This window comes from Paenibacillus radicibacter, assembly GCF_024721995.1.
Taxonomy (GTDB): domain Bacteria; phylum Bacillota; class Bacilli; order Paenibacillales; family NBRC-103111; genus Paenibacillus_AM; species Paenibacillus_AM radicibacter.
Genome location: NZ_JANQBC010000002.1, coordinates 36,094 through 55,174 on the forward strand (window position 1 = coordinate 36,094; position 19,081 = coordinate 55,174).

At 41.8% G+C, this 19,081-nt stretch carries 18 protein-coding genes and 3 riboswitches; of the genes, 5 read left to right on the forward strand and 13 right to left on the reverse strand.

Annotation, left to right across the window (positions count from 1 at the left end; translation table 11 throughout):
* The first annotated feature begins 83 nt into the window (after window positions 1-83).
* Window positions 84-1,454: a YheC/YheD family endospore coat-associated protein gene (locus tag NV379_RS05285; protein WP_258206248.1), complete on the forward strand. Its 1,371-nt coding sequence runs from the start codon at window positions 84-86 to the stop codon at window positions 1,452-1,454.
* An 89-nt stretch (window positions 1,455-1,543) separates the two neighbouring features.
* Here the strand turns inward: NV379_RS05285 and NV379_RS05290 are convergent, their stop codons facing one another.
* Window positions 1,544-2,836 (reverse strand): YheC/YheD family endospore coat-associated protein, encoded by a 1,293-nt coding sequence (locus tag NV379_RS05290; RefSeq protein WP_258206249.1) that lies wholly within the window; start codon window positions 2,834-2,836, stop codon window positions 1,544-1,546.
* A gap of 156 nt (window positions 2,837-2,992) precedes the next feature.
* A complete protein-coding gene (locus NV379_RS05295; protein WP_258206250.1) occupies window positions 2,993-4,384 on the reverse strand; it encodes an amino acid permease in 1,392 nt (463 codons plus the stop codon).
* A 170-nt stretch (window positions 4,385-4,554) separates the two neighbouring features.
* Window positions 4,555-4,686: riboswitch (SAM riboswitch) on the forward strand.
* Between the two features lie 120 nt (window positions 4,687-4,806).
* Between NV379_RS05295 and NV379_RS05300 the strand changes: the two genes are divergently transcribed.
* The 4 genes from NV379_RS05300 (at window position 4,807) to NV379_RS05315 (ending at window position 7,735) form a co-directional block, all read left to right on the forward strand.
* The gene (locus NV379_RS05300) at window positions 4,807-5,814 is read left to right on the forward strand and encodes a methionine ABC transporter ATP-binding protein (protein WP_258206251.1); all 1,008 of its coding nucleotides are present in this window, start codon (window positions 4,807-4,809) and stop codon (window positions 5,812-5,814) included.
* Window positions 5,815-6,471: a methionine ABC transporter permease gene (locus NV379_RS05305; protein WP_258206252.1), complete on the forward strand. Its 657-nt coding sequence runs from the start codon at window positions 5,815-5,817 to the stop codon at window positions 6,469-6,471.
* Between the two features lie 32 nt (window positions 6,472-6,503).
* Complete coding sequence (locus NV379_RS05310; protein ID WP_258206253.1) at window positions 6,504-7,334, forward strand: MetQ/NlpA family ABC transporter substrate-binding protein; 831 nt, start codon at window positions 6,504-6,506, stop codon at window positions 7,332-7,334.
* Window positions 7,335-7,507: 173 nt separating this feature from the next.
* On the forward strand, window positions 7,508-7,735 hold the full coding sequence (locus NV379_RS05315; protein WP_258206254.1) for a hypothetical protein: 228 nt from the start codon (window positions 7,508-7,510) through the stop codon (window positions 7,733-7,735).
* 14 nt (window positions 7,736-7,749) lie between these two features.
* Here the strand turns inward: NV379_RS05315 and NV379_RS05320 are convergent, their stop codons facing one another.
* The 11 genes from NV379_RS05320 to NV379_RS05370 form a co-directional block, all read right to left on the reverse strand.
* Window positions 7,750-9,642, reverse strand: coding sequence for an LTA synthase family protein (locus tag NV379_RS05320; protein ID WP_308860248.1), 1,893 nt, complete (start codon window positions 9,640-9,642; stop codon window positions 7,750-7,752).
* Between the two features lie 143 nt (window positions 9,643-9,785).
* A complete protein-coding gene (locus tag NV379_RS05325) occupies window positions 9,786-10,382 on the reverse strand; it encodes a DNA-3-methyladenine glycosylase I (protein ID WP_373426078.1) in 597 nt (198 codons plus the stop codon).
* Between the two features lie 34 nt (window positions 10,383-10,416).
* On the reverse strand, window positions 10,417-11,193 hold the full coding sequence (locus tag NV379_RS05330; protein ID WP_258206256.1) for an ABC transporter ATP-binding protein: 777 nt from the start codon (window positions 11,191-11,193) through the stop codon (window positions 10,417-10,419).
* Window positions 11,190-11,951, reverse strand: a complete 762-nt coding sequence (locus NV379_RS05335) for an ABC transporter permease (RefSeq protein ID WP_258206257.1) — start codon at window positions 11,949-11,951, stop codon at window positions 11,190-11,192. Before NV379_RS05335 ends, NV379_RS05330 begins: the two co-directional genes overlap by 4 nt.
* Window positions 11,948-12,244 (reverse strand): MTH1187 family thiamine-binding protein, encoded by a 297-nt coding sequence (locus tag NV379_RS05340; protein ID WP_258206258.1) that lies wholly within the window; start codon window positions 12,242-12,244, stop codon window positions 11,948-11,950. The genes NV379_RS05335 and NV379_RS05340 overlap by 4 nt, the downstream gene beginning before the upstream one ends.
* A gap of 27 nt (window positions 12,245-12,271) precedes the next feature.
* Window positions 12,272-13,291, reverse strand: coding sequence for an ABC transporter substrate-binding protein (locus NV379_RS05345; protein WP_258206259.1), 1,020 nt, complete (start codon window positions 13,289-13,291; stop codon window positions 12,272-12,274).
* A gap of 84 nt (window positions 13,292-13,375) precedes the next feature.
* Window positions 13,376-13,489: riboswitch (TPP riboswitch) on the reverse strand.
* A 104-nt stretch (window positions 13,490-13,593) separates the two neighbouring features.
* Window positions 13,594-14,451, reverse strand: coding sequence for a C40 family peptidase (locus NV379_RS05350; protein ID WP_258206260.1), 858 nt, complete (start codon window positions 14,449-14,451; stop codon window positions 13,594-13,596).
* 5 nt (window positions 14,452-14,456) lie between these two features.
* Window positions 14,457-14,602, reverse strand: a riboswitch (cyclic di-AMP (ydaO/yuaA leader).
* A gap of 151 nt (window positions 14,603-14,753) precedes the next feature.
* Complete coding sequence (locus NV379_RS05355; RefSeq protein WP_258206261.1) at window positions 14,754-16,772, reverse strand: YhgE/Pip domain-containing protein; 2,019 nt, start codon at window positions 16,770-16,772, stop codon at window positions 14,754-14,756.
* 73 nt (window positions 16,773-16,845) lie between these two features.
* A complete protein-coding gene (locus tag NV379_RS05360) occupies window positions 16,846-17,421 on the reverse strand; it encodes a TetR/AcrR family transcriptional regulator (RefSeq protein ID WP_258206262.1) in 576 nt (191 codons plus the stop codon).
* 117 nt (window positions 17,422-17,538) lie between these two features.
* Complete coding sequence (locus NV379_RS05365; RefSeq protein ID WP_258206263.1) at window positions 17,539-18,189, reverse strand: YkyA family protein; 651 nt, start codon at window positions 18,187-18,189, stop codon at window positions 17,539-17,541.
* A gap of 19 nt (window positions 18,190-18,208) precedes the next feature.
* The gene (locus NV379_RS05370) at window positions 18,209-19,075 is read right to left on the reverse strand and encodes a polysaccharide deacetylase family protein (protein WP_258206264.1); all 867 of its coding nucleotides are present in this window, start codon (window positions 19,073-19,075) and stop codon (window positions 18,209-18,211) included.
* Window positions 19,076-19,081 lie beyond the last annotated feature (6 nt).

Here is a 19,081-nt window from a genome sequence, read left to right on the forward strand (position 1 = left end):
CCATCATCTTGTTCATATGATGAAGAACACTGGTTAATAACCGTTCGTGACTGACATCTGCTGCTGGAGAGGATGATCATCGAGTGACTAAATTGAAAGTGAAGATAACGGTTCAACAAACCAGCACGGTTAGCGAAACCACGGTGGCGATAGGCTCGCAAGTGATAAGTAAGTTGAAATTACCATCACGTGGTTCCATCATTTTGCAATATGGGAATACCCAGACAACTGTTCACATCCTAAGTATTCCGAAGTGGAACGGTTTACGCTTGCAACCTAATTTAGCATCCAATCTTGGTTTGTTGTCCGGATCCCAATTATCGTGTGTATATCGACCAAGCTCCAATACACTTACAATTGGTCCGTTAATTGGTGTCATTATTAGGCGTATCAAAGCGTCTGATCCTGAGAATTTATTAGGGAATAACAGCTCATTTGGGCGTGAATTTGCTGAAGCATGCAACTTGTATGGTGCCTCCATGTTCTTCTTTACGCATGACGATATTCACTTGGATCAACCTTATGTAAGTGGATGGACATATCATGAAGATCAATGGCGGAAAAGTCATTTTCCAATCCCAAACATTATCTACAATCGTCTAACATCTAGAAGTATTGAGAGCAGTACGACCGTGCAGCAATTCATGCGTGATTCCAAATTGAACTACGATACACAGACTTTTAACGAGAAGTATCTCAATAAGAATGAAGTGTTTGACGCACTCAAGCATGAAGGCATACTGACCCATTCCTTACCTGAATCGCACTTGCTCCTCAATTCCAATATGCTTAAGACGATGCTTGCCAAGTATCCTTCTGTGTTTCTTAAACCGATTAAGGGCTCTCTTGGAAAAGGAATTATTCGCGTTCGTCGCGAAGGCGCTAACACTTATCATTGCCATACCGTAAGTATGGGCGGACTGCGAAGACAAACCTATCCTACCTTCGCTAAGCTGATCACTGCCATGTCAGGTAAATTCAAGTCTGCGTCATACCAAATTCAACAAGGCGTAGATCTAATCGCGGTCAATGGACGTCCAGTAGATTTTCGAGCACTCGTGCAGCGTAATTCCAAAGGGATCTGGGCTATTACCTCTATCGTTGCGAGAATCGCTGGCAACCAAACTTTCGTCTCCAACCTCGCTAGAGGAGGTACTCTGCACAACGTAGAGAGTGCCCTGTCGATGTCCAATCTGAACCCGCAACAACGATCTCTAGTTAAAGTACGACTTCGTAAATGTGCACTTGATGTTGCCAAAGGGATTGAGAATCAAATCCAGAGTCATTTTGCCGAATTGGGTGTAGATCTTGCCGCTGATACGAACGGTCGTGTATGGCTACTCGAAGTCAACTCCAAACCATCCAAAGAAGATAATTCACCACTGAATGATCACAAAATTCGACCATCGGTCAGACGAATCATTCAATACTCTAAATATTTAGCTAAATTTTGAGATCGTTGCCCGTACGTGCATGTCACTCTCCCTCTCATAATAGAGTTGGGAGTTTTTTTATTGAGAGAAAAAAAAAGACATACACACCGTTATATAGGTTGTATGTCTATTAATTGTTCATCTGATGGTGACAGTTCAGATTGCAACTGTTCAGATTGCAACTGTTCAGGTTCTAAGGCTTCAGTTAGTATTATTCCATGATCTTCAGGTTCCACAGGAATTTCCTCAGTTCGGAAGTCGTTAAGATGCAGATCATTTGATGATTCCTCTAGAACAGCAGGAGTAGGTTCACCGATCGTTATGACCTCATTGCCTCGTTTCGCTAGAAAAATCGCATATTCCAGCGGACGTCTACATGACTCACGATACAAATTCATTTTCCCTAGCCCTTTAAAAATATCTCTCCCCGGCTTCGGATTAACTTCAATAAGCCATACCCGACCAGTTACATCCACTCCAATATCAAGTCCGAACTCCATCATGTTGCCAAAATGTTCTTCAATCGTTCGCACCACTTGAAATGCTAGCTCAAAGCATTCATCACGAATCGCTTGGACTTTCTCTGCACCAAATTTCTCTGTGATTAAAGCTTCGAACGAAACCGCCTTACCTCCACCATGTAGATTCGATGTGGAAGAGTTTCTAGGACCAACACGTATGCCCATCCCTGTAACTGTCCACTGTCCCTGATCATCCTTCTGAATCAATAGTCGCGTATCGGCAACGTGCTTTGGAATAATTTGCAGATCGAGCCCTTGTTGGATCATAAAGATCCCTTTTCGAATTCGCTGCTGATCTACCCATGTATTCAGCCAATGACATAGGGTAACCACGCGACGTGCTTCAATTGTTTTTTTCGATAAATTACGTGATCGCGCTTGAATGAGAAACCCTTTGTCTGTCCGGCTAATTTTCACAATGCTGCGACCGCCTGTGCCATTGCCTGGTTTCACATATAATATACGGTATTTGCCTATCATTTCCCGTAAATTACTAACATTGTACTTCATCGTTTCTGGCATCCACTTCTGCAGTGCGTCGGTCTGCATGAATAATTTCGTTGCTCGCCATTTGTTCGTATACCGATTATTTGCATAAATAAAAAGCTTAGAATTTCGTACCTTTCGATAAGCGGGATCACCTCTGCGACAACGGTCGATCACCACATCCGGCCATGGAAATAAGTGGCGTTCAAGCTTTTTACTTCGCCCTTGTACGTATCCATAAATAGATTTCCTGTCCCGATTCACATCATCCGCTGAAAATAAGTACACGAGAGCGCCTAGGTCTTGCCCTTCCTTCAATAGCTGCTTCAAATAATTCGACTCTTTGAACTTAAGTCCAACTCTCCAAGCCAAAATACCAATTACAGGTCTGCTCATGTAGGGAAACGTCCTCTCTATCATCACATTTTCATAGGCAGAAGATAGTATCAGTTTATTCCTATATCTAGAGAACGTGCGTAGACCCACGCCTAGCTTTTACTAGACATATAAAAAACCAGACTACCTCTAACGGCTGTCTGGCTCATATTGAAATTACTTATTCTTTTTTACAAGTGGATAGAACACAATTCCGAATAGAACCATGCCTACACCCGCGACGAATGTAAACCAATCGGTCATTCCTGAGCGAATCACCCATAGCGAGTAAATCGTTGCTAATGAAGCAATTGTCCCATCAATAATACGCTGCGTCTTCTGCCCTTCATACGTTTCACCAAGCCATACCAATTTCAATTGATACAAGGCTGCAATCGTATAAGGAACAAGAACAGCTAGAATCGCGATTGTTGTTACAAGCTCAAAAGCATCTGCAATTGAACTGGATACGGTTGAGAAAATAAGGATCTGCGTCATAAAGTTTGTTATTGTCAGCGCCTTTGCAGGAGCCCCATGACGATTCTCCACTTGGAAAATAGGCAAGAACAATCCTTGTTTTGCAGCCTGATAAGGCACTTCTGCACTCAGCAGAATCCAGCCAATCGTTGTACCGATCAGTGAAATAAGTCCAAGACCCGCCATTAAGTAACTGCCTGATGGTCCGATAACAATCGACAAGGCATCTACGAGAGGCTTATGTGAATTCATCAATTGTTCTTGTGTCATAACGCCCATTGCTAGAATCGAAATACTCATATACAAGAGTAATGCAATTCCTAGACCTAGAATCGTTGCGATTTGAACGTATGATTTCTTACGTGCACGTTTAGAGAATACAACCGCGGACTCTACACCAAGAAATGCCCACATCGTTGCCATTGCCGCCATACTAATTTGTTGCAAATAGCTTACTGGTTCACCAGCGGTATTTAATTTCTCTTGCATCAAGGGCATAATATTGCTGCTCTGGAAAGCAGTTAAAGCAATAATAATAAAGAGTGCAAAACCGAGAACTTTCGCTGCAGTAGCAATTAAATTTAGCTTACCTGCACCTTCAATACCACGAAGAATAATAGCGTGATTAACCCACAAGAATGCGGAACAAATAATAAACGTAATAAGATTTCCCAGTTTCAACGTGAATCCAAGTACAGTAAATAGTTCCGCTTGATTCATCATGATTGGAAAGAATGTAGATAAGTAACTAGCGAATGTAGTCACAATAGCTACATTACCTGAGATATTCGCTACCCAATAGCCCCAAGAGACAAAATATCCGGACATATGGGATGCACGAGATCCTTTACGGAAAAGTGCAGTCGCATAAAGCTGTGGTCCACCAGACAAATCTGGTTTACGAATCGACAAATTACCGAATACAAGCGCAATCATTAGTACGCCAGCACCTGTTAGCGCCCATGCAGTAATGACACCTGCTGGATTTGCCACTTTAGCCAGTGTGTTCGGTAACATAAAGATACCCGAGCCCACCATGTTACCTACGACTAATGCGACGAGTAGCCATAAGCCTAATTTGTTGTCTTTCATGTTGTTAATCCCTCCAATGATAGCCTTTAATAATATACAACATATAGGGACAAGTCTCAATGGAAATTAACCGTTGTTCAAAAATTTTTCTTGACTTCCAGACGTAAGTGCGAATATACTCATACTTACAAATCAGCAAATCAAACGAAATGCTCAATCGAATATGTAATTTCTTATCGAGAGAGGCGGAGGGACAAGGCCCGATGAAGCCCAGCAACCGGTTAATAGATGCAAATTCTATTAATGTCATGGTGCCAATTCCTTCAGAATTCATTTGTTGTATGAATTCTGGCAGATGAGAAAAGGTCGGAGTCGTCTCTATTCAGCCCTTTTTGCATTCTGCAAAAAGGGCTTTTTTGTATATTTTTACAAATGAATTCCAATTAACTTGCACACAATACATGCTAGGACGGTGATAACCCATGATCGAATTACGAAATATTACAAAACATTATACAAGCGGCAACAAACAAACAACTGCCCTAAATGGCATTAACCTTCATATTGCTAAAGGTGAAATTTATGGGATTATCGGCCACTCAGGTGCTGGTAAAAGTACGCTGCTACGGACAATCAACTTATTAGAGCGCCCATCCAGTGGTCAGGTGATCATCCAAGATCGAGATATTACACAGCTGTCTCACAACTCACTTCAGCAGCGTCGTCGCAAGATTGGCATGATTTTTCAACATTTTAATCTGCTGTCTTCTGCAACAGTCGAAAGCAATATTGCTTTCCCACTTACACTTGCAGGTGTACCCAAGAGTCAAATTCAAACTCGGGTTAATGAATTGCTTGATTTAGTCGGGCTACAAGAACACCGCAGTAAGTATCCATCCCAGTTATCCGGTGGACAAAAGCAGCGTGTCGGCATTGCAAGAGCCCTATCCGCTGACCCAGACATCTTACTCTGTGATGAAGCTACATCAGCGTTAGATCCACTAACGACGAAGTCGATCCTTGATTTGCTTGCAGAGATTAATAAGAAGTTCGGCATTACAATCGTGCTCATTACACATGAAATGCATGTCATTCGAACCATTTGTGATAAAGTCGCTGTCATTCACGACGGACAAATTGTCGAACAAGGGCTTGTTACAGAAGTATTCTTAAAACCGAAACATCAGGTAACGCAAGAGTTCATTGATGAATTAACAGACCCTGTTGAGTGGAATAATTTGAAGTTTGAACAGTCGACATCACAACAACTTGTCAAGATTACATTCCTTGGTGAGCAAACGTACCTACCACTATTGTCAGAGATCATTAGCAAGACTGGAGTAACTTTCTCCATTATGCAAGGAACGATCTCGCGATTAAAGGATACACCGTATGGCGTACTGCATGTCATTTTCCATGGGGAACAGGCCGCTATTGCTGAAACTATACAACAACTAAAAACTAAAGACTTAGATGTGGAGGTCATTTAAATGGATTTATCAAAAATCATCTGGTCCGACGTTAGCGATGCAACGATTGATACACTAAATATGTTGGGCTTCTCCACCCTGTTTACAATTATTCTGGGTTTACCTATCGGCATACTTCTATTTTGGACTTCCGGTAAAGAAGGTACTCCCAAAGTTGTTTATACAATCTCATCGTTTATCATTAACATCTTACGCTCAGTTCCATTTGTTATCTTGATGATTGCCGTCATTCCACTAACACGATCTATTGTGGGAACATCGATTGGCGTTCAAGCAGCCATCCCGCCGCTCGTTATCGCAGCTGCTCCTTTCTTCGCAAGGTTAGTGGAGACTTCGCTTCGTGAAGTTGACCGCGGGGTGATCGAAGCTGCACAAGCGATGGGTGCATCAAATAGGCAAATTATTTGGAAAGTTCTGCTACCTGAGTCATTACCAGGGTTACTTGCTGGGATGACCATTACAGCTGTAACCTTAGTTTCTTATACGGCTATGTCCGGTCTAATCGGCGGTGGTGGTCTAGGTGACTTGGCTTACCGTTACGGGTACCAAAGATTTGAGACCGAGATGATGATCGTAAGTATTCTCGTCATGCTTGTCCTCGTTCAAATCTTGCAAACGATTGGCGACAAATTGGTTTCACGGTTTTCACGTAAATAGATATTATATAAAAATTTTAGGAGGAACCACACATGAAAAAATTGTTTACGTTCGTACTATCCATCTCTTTAATCGCTGTACTTGCTGCTTGCGGCGATAAGAACGCTGCACCAGCAACACCTGCTGCTGAAGGCGCATCTAAGGAAGTTACACTTAAAATTGGCGCATCTGCTGTTCCACACGCTGAGATCTTGAATTTCATCAAACCGAAACTAAAAGAACAAGGCGTCATTCTTGAGGTCAAAGAATTCTCTGATTACGTACAACCGAACATTCAAGTATTCGAGAAACAATTAGATGCGAACTTCTTCCAGCACCTTCCTTATTTAGAAGCTCAAAATGCAGATCGCAAAATGAATCTGGAATCCATTGTTGGTGTTCACCTTGAACCATTTGGTGCATACTCCAAAAAAATTACGAACATCAAAGACCTTGCAGATGGTGCAACAGTAGCCGTTCCGAACGATCCATCAAACGCAGGACGTGCACTTGCACTTCTTGAGAAAAATGGCTTGATCAAATTAAAAGATGGCGTTGGAATCAAAGCCACTCTTAAAGATATTGTAGACAATCCAAAGAAACTAAAAATCAATGAATTAGATGCTGCTATGCTTCCGCGTACACTTGCAGATGTAGACTTGTCCTTGATCAACACGAACTATGCACTGCAAGCGAATCTTGTACCTACGAAAGATGCTCTATTTATTGAAGATAAAAATTCACCTTACACGAACATTATCGTAGCTCGTCCTGATAACAAAGACTCTGCTGCAATCAAGAAGCTAATCGCTGCTTTGACTACACCAGAAGTAAAGACGTTTATTGAAGACAAGTACAAAGGCTCTATTATCCCAAGTTTCTAAGTGCTAATTCGGATTCCAAATAACAAAAACCATGCCCCTACTAATTCTAGTAGAACGCATGGTTTTTTTCTATGAAAAATAATTCAAATATTTACCATAATAACCTTCACATAAGAACAAACGTTTGATATAATATAAACAAACACTTGTTCTCATTAGAGGAGGATTGACTTATGAAATCATGCTATCATTTCCGTTTTATTGCTGAAGATGCCAAGTCTTTATGGAAAGACCTCACATTCCGGTTTTACCGCGACGGCTCCGTGACGATTACGAACAATGATACAGACGTACGCATTCACCCAAAACAGCTTTCTGGTGCAGCACTTGATTTCTACATCCGCAAACGTATTTATTTAATCAAGACCGATTTACAAGAGAAGATCGTCAAATACGCTTGATCTCCCCTTCTACTTCATGGACTTTGAGCAAGATGCGACTCCTCTTGTGTAACAGGCAATCTAGGCAAACCTCTTACATAGCTGTCTGACATCGCCAATAACTGTGATGCCGCTTCAAAATCTGACGTAAGATGATCATCTGACATCGTCGGATCCGCATGTTTCAAAGCATACTTATCTCCATCTGCTATCGTCCTACCGGGTACGAATATCTCATTCGCATTAATAAATGAGCCTGTTGGCAAATAATAGCGCATTGGCAAGAGTGTATCCGTATTGTTTAGCAGATCTTTCCCGAAGTACACCTTATCGTCCAATGAGAACCCTGCTAGGTTAGCAATCGTTGGCATCAGATCAATCTGACCGCCTACATGCTTAAACTCCTGACCTTGCGTAACACCTGGGACTGAGATAAAGAGTGGAATGTTGAACATATCGGTGTATCCATACTCCCTGCCGACAATTGATTCCATTAGTCCACGTTCTTTAGCTGACATTGAATTAACAGGCAATCCAAAATGATCGCCATACATGACAATCATACTATCTTCCCAAATACCCGCTTCTTTCAGTTCATCGAAAAATTGACCCAATGCTTCATCCGTGTAATGAGCAGATTGAATGTACTTGCCAACCAACGTATCATTATATTCATCTGGCAATTGCATCGGATTCTTAGATGCTGGCAAATCAAATGGATGATGATTCGTCATCGAAATTAAATTCGCATAAAACTTTTGACCTGCATCATGTTTCCTCTTCAATTCTTCCGTCGTCTTCTTAAACAAAACTTCATCTGAAGAACCAAAATGTATAAAGTCCTCTTCACCGAAAAATGATTTATCATAGAAATGATCAAAACCAAGTGCGTGATACAGTTTATCTCTATTCCAGAACTCAACACTGTTCGTGTGGAAAGTAAGAGACTCATATCCGTAATCTTTGACCATACGCGGCATACCAGGTAATTCCTTATCGCTGTATACTTGAGAGGATGCACCATTCTGAGGAACGTACAGTGATGTGTTTAGCAGATATTCCGCATCCGACGTATTCCCTTGACCAATCTGTTGATAGAAATTAGAGAAGTAATAAGATTCTTTCAAGAACTTATTAAGATTCGGTGTAATTTCTTCCCCATCAATCTGCAAGCCAATTAGGAAGTCTTGAAACGATTCCAGTTGAACGACAATGATGTTCTTATCCTTCGCTTCCCCTGCATGATTCTGAGTTGCTTCGGTAGATGCTACCGCTTGCTTTGCCTCTGCTACTGTATCCGGTGTTACAGCTGCGATCGCAACCGAATCCGTTAGCATTCCGTTCATGATCGTATGCACTTCATAATTAAGCAGACCCATCTTCTCTGCCTTTACATGTTCATTTACAATATCTTGATTCGACGAAACCAATAACAAGCAGATTACTAATGCTGCGGAGAATACGCCGAGCTCCAGTGTTTTAGGATATGTAATCTGAACATTACTCCCCCAAGAACGTACTTTTTTACTACAAAGACAAAGTACAGTTATGACGACAAGATCAAGGAAAATAAGCAAATATTGAGGATGCATGATGGTGAGTACACTACTCTTTACCTCAGTAACCTGTTTAACTTGCATCAACGCATGATAATCCACAATAACACCGTAATACTTGTAGTACATCAATACGGCAAAATAAATGATTGTCACGATTAAATTTACAATCATATAGGCGAGCAGTTTGCGTTTCTTGATGAATAACTCAATACATCCAAACAGAACCAATATCGTAGGTAAATCTGTTAATAACGGACTGAACCATGGAACCGATCCTTGAATCACGCTCCAGGTTAAATACATTTTGAGCATCATCAGGATTGAAAACACAGCTGCAAGCGAAACTCGGCTCACATTACTTTTTTTCAAGTTAACGACCTCCTTCTTAACACCCACAACAGTAGCACATGAACCTTAATTTAGAATGAAATAGCATTAATATCCAATTAATTCAATGAATGAACAACAAAAAAATCAGCCTTCCTGCGTAACAATTACGCGAAAGACTGATTTTATTGAATCGTATGTTTAACCCGACAGCAACAGGTTTGAATATGATCGTTGATCATCCCAATAGCTTGCATAAAGGAATAAATAATCGTAGTCCCTACGAAAGAAAAGCCCCTGCGCTTCAAGTCCTTACTGATCTGATCCGAGAGCGGTGTGGATACAGGTACATCCGTCATCTTCTCAGGGCGATTATCAATTGGAACCCCATTAATAAATCCCCATATATACTGATCAAACGTGCCAAACTCTTCTTGTATGCGTATAAAGGCTTGTGCATTGGTCACCGTTGACCGTACTTTCAACTTGTTGCGCACGATACCTGGATTGGCTAACAACTCCATGATTCGTTCTTCATCATACTGCGCCACAACATTCACATTAAATTGATCAAATGCTGCTCGGTACGCCTCTCTTTTCTTCAGAACCGTATACCAGCTTAGACCTGCTTGCGCACCTTCGAGTGTAATCATCTCGAACAAATGCCGATCATCATGTACGGGTACGCCCCACTCTAAGTCATGATAATCCATGTATAGTGGATCTTCGTTCACCCAGCTACATCGTATAACCGTCAACTTGTAACCCCCTCTACAACCCATAATCCCATCATGTACAATAATCCTATTGTATCGATCAGGATACAACCTGTCCACGCTGCATCGAAGAATAAATGGCCTGTTTCATCTCTTGAAACGCAGGTGACAAGGTGACCGCAGAATCACGTGGTCTAGCCCACGGAACTTGGAACTCTTGCAAAATAAGCGTCGGCTTCTCAGACAACACATAAATGCGGTCAGATAAATATAGCGCTTCTTCAATACTGTGAGTCACAAACAACACTGAGCGCTGATCCTGTTCCCAAATACTAAGTAACCACTTCTGCATATCTAGTCTTGTCAGTGCATCTAACGCACCGAAGGGTTCATCCAGACACATCAACTCTTGTTCAGATAGCAGTGCTCGTAGGAACGATACTCGCTGACGCATACCACCCGATAGCACTTGCGGCAGCTTCTTCTCATATCCGCCTAAACCGATACGCGGTAACCATTCACGCGCTTGCTTAAGTGCCTGATCTCGGTTTACACCTGCGACTTCAAGTGCAGTTATCACATTCTCCTCAATCGTTCGCCACGGAAATAAACAGTCCGCTTGCGGCATGTAAGAGATCAAACCACGCTTACCTGTGACGTCTTGATCGTCCAAGCGAACACTGCCGGCAGATGGCTCAACTAACCCGCCAATGATTTGTAGAATTGTTGACTTTCCGCTTCCCGAAGGGCCAATAAGTGATACGAATTCCCCTTGCGCAACATGTAGGCTAATATCTTGAAGGACCAGCTCTGTCTGCCTTTTATCAACAAACGACTTTTGGATATGTTCAAGTACTAATTTATTGTGTAGTGTCATACCTTCGCCCTCACATTCCAACGAACAAGCCAATTCTCGATCCAACCGATTGCCTTATAGAACAATAAACTAAATAGTACGATAAGCAGCATCACGCAAAATACACGATCCGCACGATACGATGATTTTGCCATCATCATATAGAATCCAAGTCCTTTTTCCGCGCCTAGCCACTCTGCAATAACAGCTGACATGACACTATAAGTCGCTGAAATCTTTAGACCTGAGAACATATGCGGTAGTGCCGAAGGAAGTTCAACCATTCGAAATGTCTTCCACTTGTTAGCACCAATCATTTGCATGTAGTTGTACATCGATCGATCCGCTCTTGCAAACCCATCCATCGCTGCAACCGCAACTGGGAAGAAACAGATCAAGCTAATCGTAATTAATTTAGGTAGAATCCCATAACCGAACCAGATCATAAGTAGTGGAGCAAGAATAATGACAGGAATGTTCTGTGATAAGATAAGCAGCGGTGACAGCCCTGCACGCACACGCGGCATTAAATGAAGAATAATTGAAAGTACAAGTCCAATTGCACTTCCTATTACAAATCCAAGTAAAGTAAGCTTCACCGTAGCCCCAATATGAACACCTAGCTTGGGTAATTCACGCCAGCCTTCTTGAATAACCTGGATCGGGCTTGGCAATATCCATTTTTCCACTGCAAACACGATCGTCGACAATTGCCATACAGCCAAGAAAAGGCTGACCGTCACAATCGGCGGCCAGCTCTTGATAAACCAAGCTTTCATCCTCTATACTTCTCCGTTAATTGATCCATTGTGTATCCTTTTTCAGGATTATAGGCGATCTTTACTTGTGAAAGGACACCTGGACAACCCACTTCTATCATAACCTCATTCATGCGCTTCACGATATCAAGGAGCTCTGACAAGTCACCCTCCATCGTCGTCTCAAGCGGACTCACCATGTATTTGACACCCGATTGCTGTATTACTTCAATAGCGCGATCCACATAAGGAATCACATCTTCACCACTGCGTGTCTTTGGAATAATTTGAATGGATACTAGTGCGTTAGCCATGTAAAGACCCCTCTTTTCAAGTTGAGATTAGTTCGCTTTCGGTAAGAAATCGTTCGTGAATGCCGTGTCGACATCCAATTTCTTCTCTAGTAATTTGTGATCAAACATCCAATTGGAATAATTCTCCCATACCGAACGCTTTTGCTCGCCCCATCTTGTTGCTTCTGCTTTGTAACGAGGACTTAACCATTTTTGCGATGCAATGACTAATTCTTTATTAAGTTCAGGAACTGCCTTAATCAAGATGTTCGCTGCATCTTCAGGACTTGCAATCGCATACTCATACCCTTTGGATACAGCCGCCATGAATGCTTTCGCAAGTTCTGGCTTTTCTTTGAGCAGTTTTTCACTGGCAATGACAACAGGTGTGTAGTAATCCAGTTTATCCGAATAATCGGTTAGATAAATCATATTAACTGGCTCTTTGCGAAGCTCTGCTTCAATTCCTGTCCATGCATAGTAAATCCACGAAAAGTCCACATCCCGTTTCACTGCTGTAAAGTAGTCTGCTTCACCAATATTAATAGAAGTAACTTTCTTATAGTCCGCATTTTGTGTTTGCATGAGTGACTCGATAACAGCCGCTTCAGCAGGTGAACCGTACCCACCATACTTCTTTCCTTCGAAATCTTTCGGCGACTTAATATTCTTCGCTACAGGTGACGCAAATCCAGATGTATTATGTTGAATGATTGCTCCGATCGATACAACAGGAACGCCTTGTAAGCGACCTTGAGTAATTGATTCTTGCACACCAATTCCAAATTCAGCATTACCTGCTCCAACCATCGCCATGGATGTGTTAGAACCTGGCAGAACGATGTCAACATTAAGCCCTTGTTCGGTAAAATATCCTTTTTCCTTAGCTACGTAAATGCCTGTATGATTCGTATTTGGTGTCCAGTCTAAGGCAATCTTCACGTCCGTTAATTTCTTGTCTCCTGCATCTTTTGCTGGTTCAGCTGCCTTCTCCTTGCCTCCACATGCTGTTAATGTGAGTAGCATAAGTACGAGTACAGCTGCAAGTGTCACTTTCATTTGCTTCATGTTGCTCTCTCCTTCTTCTCTTGCAGAGAATCTTTCAATTCCAACAAAAAAACTCCCTTACGGGAGCCAGCATTTTTGTGCATGCACAAACAAAATTCATGGTTCCTACGCTGGCATTATCCAGATCAGGTCAAGGGTCAGTATCTTAAGGAATACAATCTCAGCCGGCCAAAAATCCCAGCACCCCGCTTGTTTTTTTGAAGTTCTATACCACTATATAGCAGAAACAATTATTTGTCCAATTATTCCATTAAAAAAATCACAGACCAGCTCAGGGCTGTCCGTGATTTCAATTGACTTGACTATTGAATTACGCGTTTTGCGCCAACATAGTACTTCGAACTCCAGCTGGAGGAAAGACTTGTTACCATTACGCTACGTCCACGTCCAGATACTGCATTAATATATTTGTCGTCTCCAACATAAATCCCTACGTGAGAAATGCGCTTGCCTTCAGCAAAGAACACAAGATCGCCAGCTTGCAAATCACTTACTTTCGTTCCAGCGCTGTACATATCAGCAGATGAACGAGGAAGATCGTAACCATATTTCTTGTACACATAGCTCACGAAACCAGAGCAATCAAATCCACTTGGTGTAGTTCCTCCATATACATATGGAACACCTAGATAATCATAAGCGGTATCAATGAGTTGTGTAGCAACTGCAGGCTTTTCTGGCCCAGCATACCATGCAGGTGCATGGAATTTACCATCGACGCCAAGAATCGCGATACCATTCTTATCGTCCCATTGCATAATAAAACCTAGATGTTCAGCCATCAAGCGAACTGGAACGAAAGTCTCACCATTACGAATAACGGGCTTTGTAGTTAGTTCAACTTGTCTTTCATCAACCGTCATTTTCGAGCTGCCTGTTGTAAATGTAAAGCTGTGTTGATCGTTATGTACAGTTAGGCTAACTTCGCTATCCACTTCTTTCCAAGTCATCTTATAACCGATGTTCTCGAACAATTGACGTGCAGGTACCATAAGCGCACCGTCTTTATCAACAAATGGATTCGTATTGAGGTCAACTAATCGATCATTGACTTGAATTTTAACATCTTCAGCTGTTTGCGCGTTTGCTGTGTTTCCGATTACGAAACCACTACCAAGAACTGCGCAAGATAATACTACAGTTTTGAATAAAGTTTTCAAAAGGTAATACCTCCCTGTGTCTCCGAGGTTAGTTGACGGGTTCGGGAAGAAGGTTGCTCCCTAGTTCGCATGCTGCGCGAACATTCACCCCAAGTAAATTGGTCCCCCGTACCGGCCCTGTTGTTTGAGCCAGATTCGACAAATTATCAATTTGACTTTATCAGATTATCATAATTTGCTAGTTTTGATCAATGAATCGCAGATTAGAAAATTTTCATTTAAGGAAAAAGATTCTAATGTTTCTCTTAAAATATACCAAAAACCCGTGAAGCATCACACTTCACGGGTCCCTATTTTTCTAATTAAACTGCCTCATTTGCAGTAGTTGAAAGACTTGGATTCTTCTTCATGTGTACTTTTAGTGTCATCCAAGTAAGTCCGCCCATCGCAACAATCCATCCAATTAGGACAAACATATTACTCCAGAAATCGCCATATTGGCCACTTGAAATGACTGCCTTAAATCCACTTACCGAGTACGTCATCGGTACTAATTTACCTAAAGGCTGTAATGCATCAGGAATCAGCTCAATTGGGAATGTACCTGCAGAAGTTGTAAGTTGAATGATTAGAAGCAAGATCGCAATAAATCGACCCACATCATTAAAGGCTGTAACTAAGAATTGCAAGATCGCCATGAATGTCCAGCTTGTTACCAAGCTGAGTAGAATGAACAATCCAACGTTCTGAACTTCTAATTTCAAACCACCAAGTAAAATCAAATCTGCGAATAGCGCTTGAAGTGCACCCACTACAAGCATCACGCCGAATTTACCAATAAACCAACTAAATGAACTAGACGGTGCAATTGCTGGCTGTTTCATCGCATATACGATCGTTAGCATTAGTGCGCCTACGAACAAGCCAAGCGATAAGAAGTAAGGTGCAAAACCTGTACCATAGTTCGGAACAGCGCCATTCTTCTCAACTGCTACCCCAACAGGATCTGCGAACATATCAAAGTTCGAATCATTCGCTTTGATGCTGCTTGTTTTGTCTGCTGCCTCAGCTAGCTTGCCAGATAGCTCATCTTGACCACTTACAACCGTACCCATACCTTCAGATAGCTTCGATGAACCTTCTTTTAGTTGAGTCGAACCATCACTAAGTGCACTTACACCACCGGACAATTTCGCCAAACCATCTTTCAATTGACCGCTACCTGCTTGTAAGCCCTGAACTCCCGCATCAACTGTCTTTGCACCAACTGATGCTTCAGCAAGCTTGCCGCTAAGTGTATCAGCACCAGCTACGAGTCCATTACTTGCACCTGCAAGTTGATTCGCGCCTGCTGCTAATTTTTGTTGACCTGTAAGAAGATTATCGACACCACCACTTACCATACCTGCTGCTCCAAGCAATTGCTTGAACTCAGGTGAAGACGCAAGCTGTGGATTCGCTTTTGCCATCGCTTCGAGACCTTCTTTTAACCCCTTAGCACCGGTATTGAGTTTATTGATTCCATCAACTGATCCATTAAGGCCTGTTTGCAGCGAACCAATACCGTCTTTCATTTGTCCAGCACCAGTAGATAATTGTTTACCACCTTGTGCTAACTGATCCAAACCACCTGCAAGTTGACCTGTTCCTTGTTTCAGTTGATTCGTACCACCATTTAATTTGTTCGCTCCTGCTAGAAGATCACTTACCCCACTCTTAAGTGGTTGTGTACCTTCTGTTAGCTTCAGCAAGTTCGAATCAATTTGCATGATCCCATCTTCCACTTTCTTCGAACCATCAGATAACTTCTTCGCTCCATCTGCTGCTTTCACTAAACCATCAGATAACGTCGTCACTTGACCGAACAACGATTCTGTATAAGCACGAGTAAGCTCCTTACCGACTTTTCCTTTTAGCTTATCCATCGCGCTAGAACCAATCTGTGAGGATAAGAAGTTCAAGCTCTCATTAGGAATATACTTAATCTCAGATTGGACCGGTTTATCATCCAATACTTTCGTAGCATTCTCCGAGAAGTTTTTTGGAATTTCTATGGACATGTAATACTGTTGATCGATCATCCCTTGGTGGGCTTCTTCACCGCTCACGAATTCCCACTTGAAATCTTTCGATTCTTTGAGCTTATCCGTCAAATCTTGACCGACATTCAGCTTCTTCTCATTGAAAGTAGCACCTTCATCCAAATTAACGACAGCGACTGGAAGCTCATTTAGCTTCGCATAGGGATCCCAGAATGCCCATAGGAACATGGAACTGTAAAGCAGCGGAATCAGTATCACACCGATTACCGAGAACAGCACTTTCTTGTTTTTGACGATGGATGCCCATTCGTAAGCAATAAAACGTTTTTTCTTATTCATCTTTATTTTCTCCTCTCAATACTAGCTGACCGTTTTAACCATTTGGTCACAAATGGGCTAAAAAAATGGACGCCTACCTGGCGGCCAATCCCTCGACAAAGTATAAATCGAATAGATTTGCGATTTCTTCCTTTTCAAGCGGTGGATGCGTCACTTCCCATTCAAGTACAAACGCAAGATACATTCTAAACATTGCAAAAGCAGTCCGCTCCGGGTCACATGGTCTTAAATCACCGCGTTCAATGGCTTCTTTAATTTTCATGCTGAGTAGTGCGAGTACGGCACTTTCAACTTTACGTATCCCTTCTTTCGCAGCAGGTGTCCCCATCTCTGTAATTTCGTTCGTCATACGAATCATTAAGTCATGCTCTCTTCGAAATTCCAAAACGGTATACAGAAATCGATGCATGTTGTCATGAAAAGAATCCCTAGCTAGAATCGTCTCTTGTGCAATTCGCTGCACATGTTTGATTAGCTCCTGTAAGATCTCTTCAAACAACTCCTCCTTATTCGTGAAAAAGGTGTAAATCGTACCCTTCCCTACATTTGCAAGTTTAGCAACCTGTTCCATGGTGGTCGCCTTATAACCGAATAACGAGAATGACTTACTGGCTGCTTCGATAATAAGCTTACGACGATCCACAGACATGATTGATAACCCCTTTCGTTATGTATTGACCGAATGACTAATTTGTACACTCGGTCAATATCTGAAATTGATCTTAGCATAAACATTTTTCAATTACAATACTTTCTCTCAAAAAAGTTATACTTTATTGCCGCTAATCAACTTTTCAAGGGCTTGATACTCCTTATTGAACTGATCGGTCAGTTCATTGAATTCAACCATTAATTCCGTTACTTTATTAAAACTATTATTGCGTTCATACACCAAATTATCAATATCGACTAATTTACGGCTAGATTCCGCTAACATATCATACAAACCTTGCTCTTGTGCAAGTGCCTGTTCGTACGAGGTACGCATATTCTGATACACAGCGTATCTTCGTTCATATAAGCTAAGTACGCTGCTCGCTTGATTCTTAATTTCTGTTTTCCTTAGCTTTTTAATACTCGAATTCATATTTTTCACGGTATCCGCTGCTTGGGTAAGCACTTGTTTCTCTTCAGTGAGAAGCGATTTTCGCTGATCAATATTTTGCAAACACTTTTGAATTAAATTCTTTACATCATGGTTGGATTTCTTACCTTCTTCCACGATTTTTAGAAAATCATGCTGATCCGCCTGCTCCAGATCAGATATTTGATCCGACCAAGTTGTGCGACTTACTTCTGTCTGCAGCACTTCTTCAACCTTTTTCATGAGATTACTCTGTGCTTGTTGCTGATTATCACAACCTGTCAGTAGGACTGCTACGGTCATCCCTAAGGCGAGTATGGTACTTTTGTTCACAAGATGCTCCTCCTAGATGTTATAAACTTCTATCCTTATAAAAATTCATCATGATATGTGCATTCGGATTATAAACTTCAAACTCATAGCCCTGCTGTTTCAAATATTGAATGATCTTCGGAAGGGCATCTAACGTCTGCTTCTTCTCGTGGAACAAAATGACTTCCAAATTCTGTTTCACATGTTGTTGTACTTGTTTATACACTTCATCCGGTTTATTCGGGAACTTCCAGTCTAGAGAATCAATGGACCAATCCCACATTTTAAATCCTGCGCCCGCCACTTCTTGTCTAAACTGTGCACCAATTTGCGGCATACTTCCATACGGAGCGCGGATAAGCGTAGGTTTCTGTCCCGTAATATTCTTAATTAAAGATTGCACTTGATTGAATTCTTTCAGGAAATTTTCTGAGCCGCCGCTGCGATATAAGCTTTTATAGTCGTGGGTCATACTATGTAATCCTGGATAGTGACCTTCATCTGCTAAACGCTTAATCGCCTTCTCATATCCTTTGACATTGCTACCTTGCATAAAGAACGTTGCCTTAATATCGTGCTGCTTCAGAATATCTAATAACTGTTCCGTGTATTTACTTGGACCGTCATCAAAAGTTAAGTAAGCAATCTTGCGTATTTGCCCATTGTACTCACGCGGTGCGGTTTTACCTAATGGAACCATCTTCAGCTTTGTCAGTTCGCTGACAGCCGCTTGCTCAGAACCTGCCGCAGACGTCGATCCGTGCGAAATTTGCGGTGAGGTCCATGACTGAATTCCGATAACAACAGCTGTGATAAGCAATATGATAACTCCTATGAGGAGAATCCTTCTGCGTTTACGGCGATTGTTTCGTTGAACTCGTTGATTGCGTTCCGTGTAGTATTTCATGTTGCA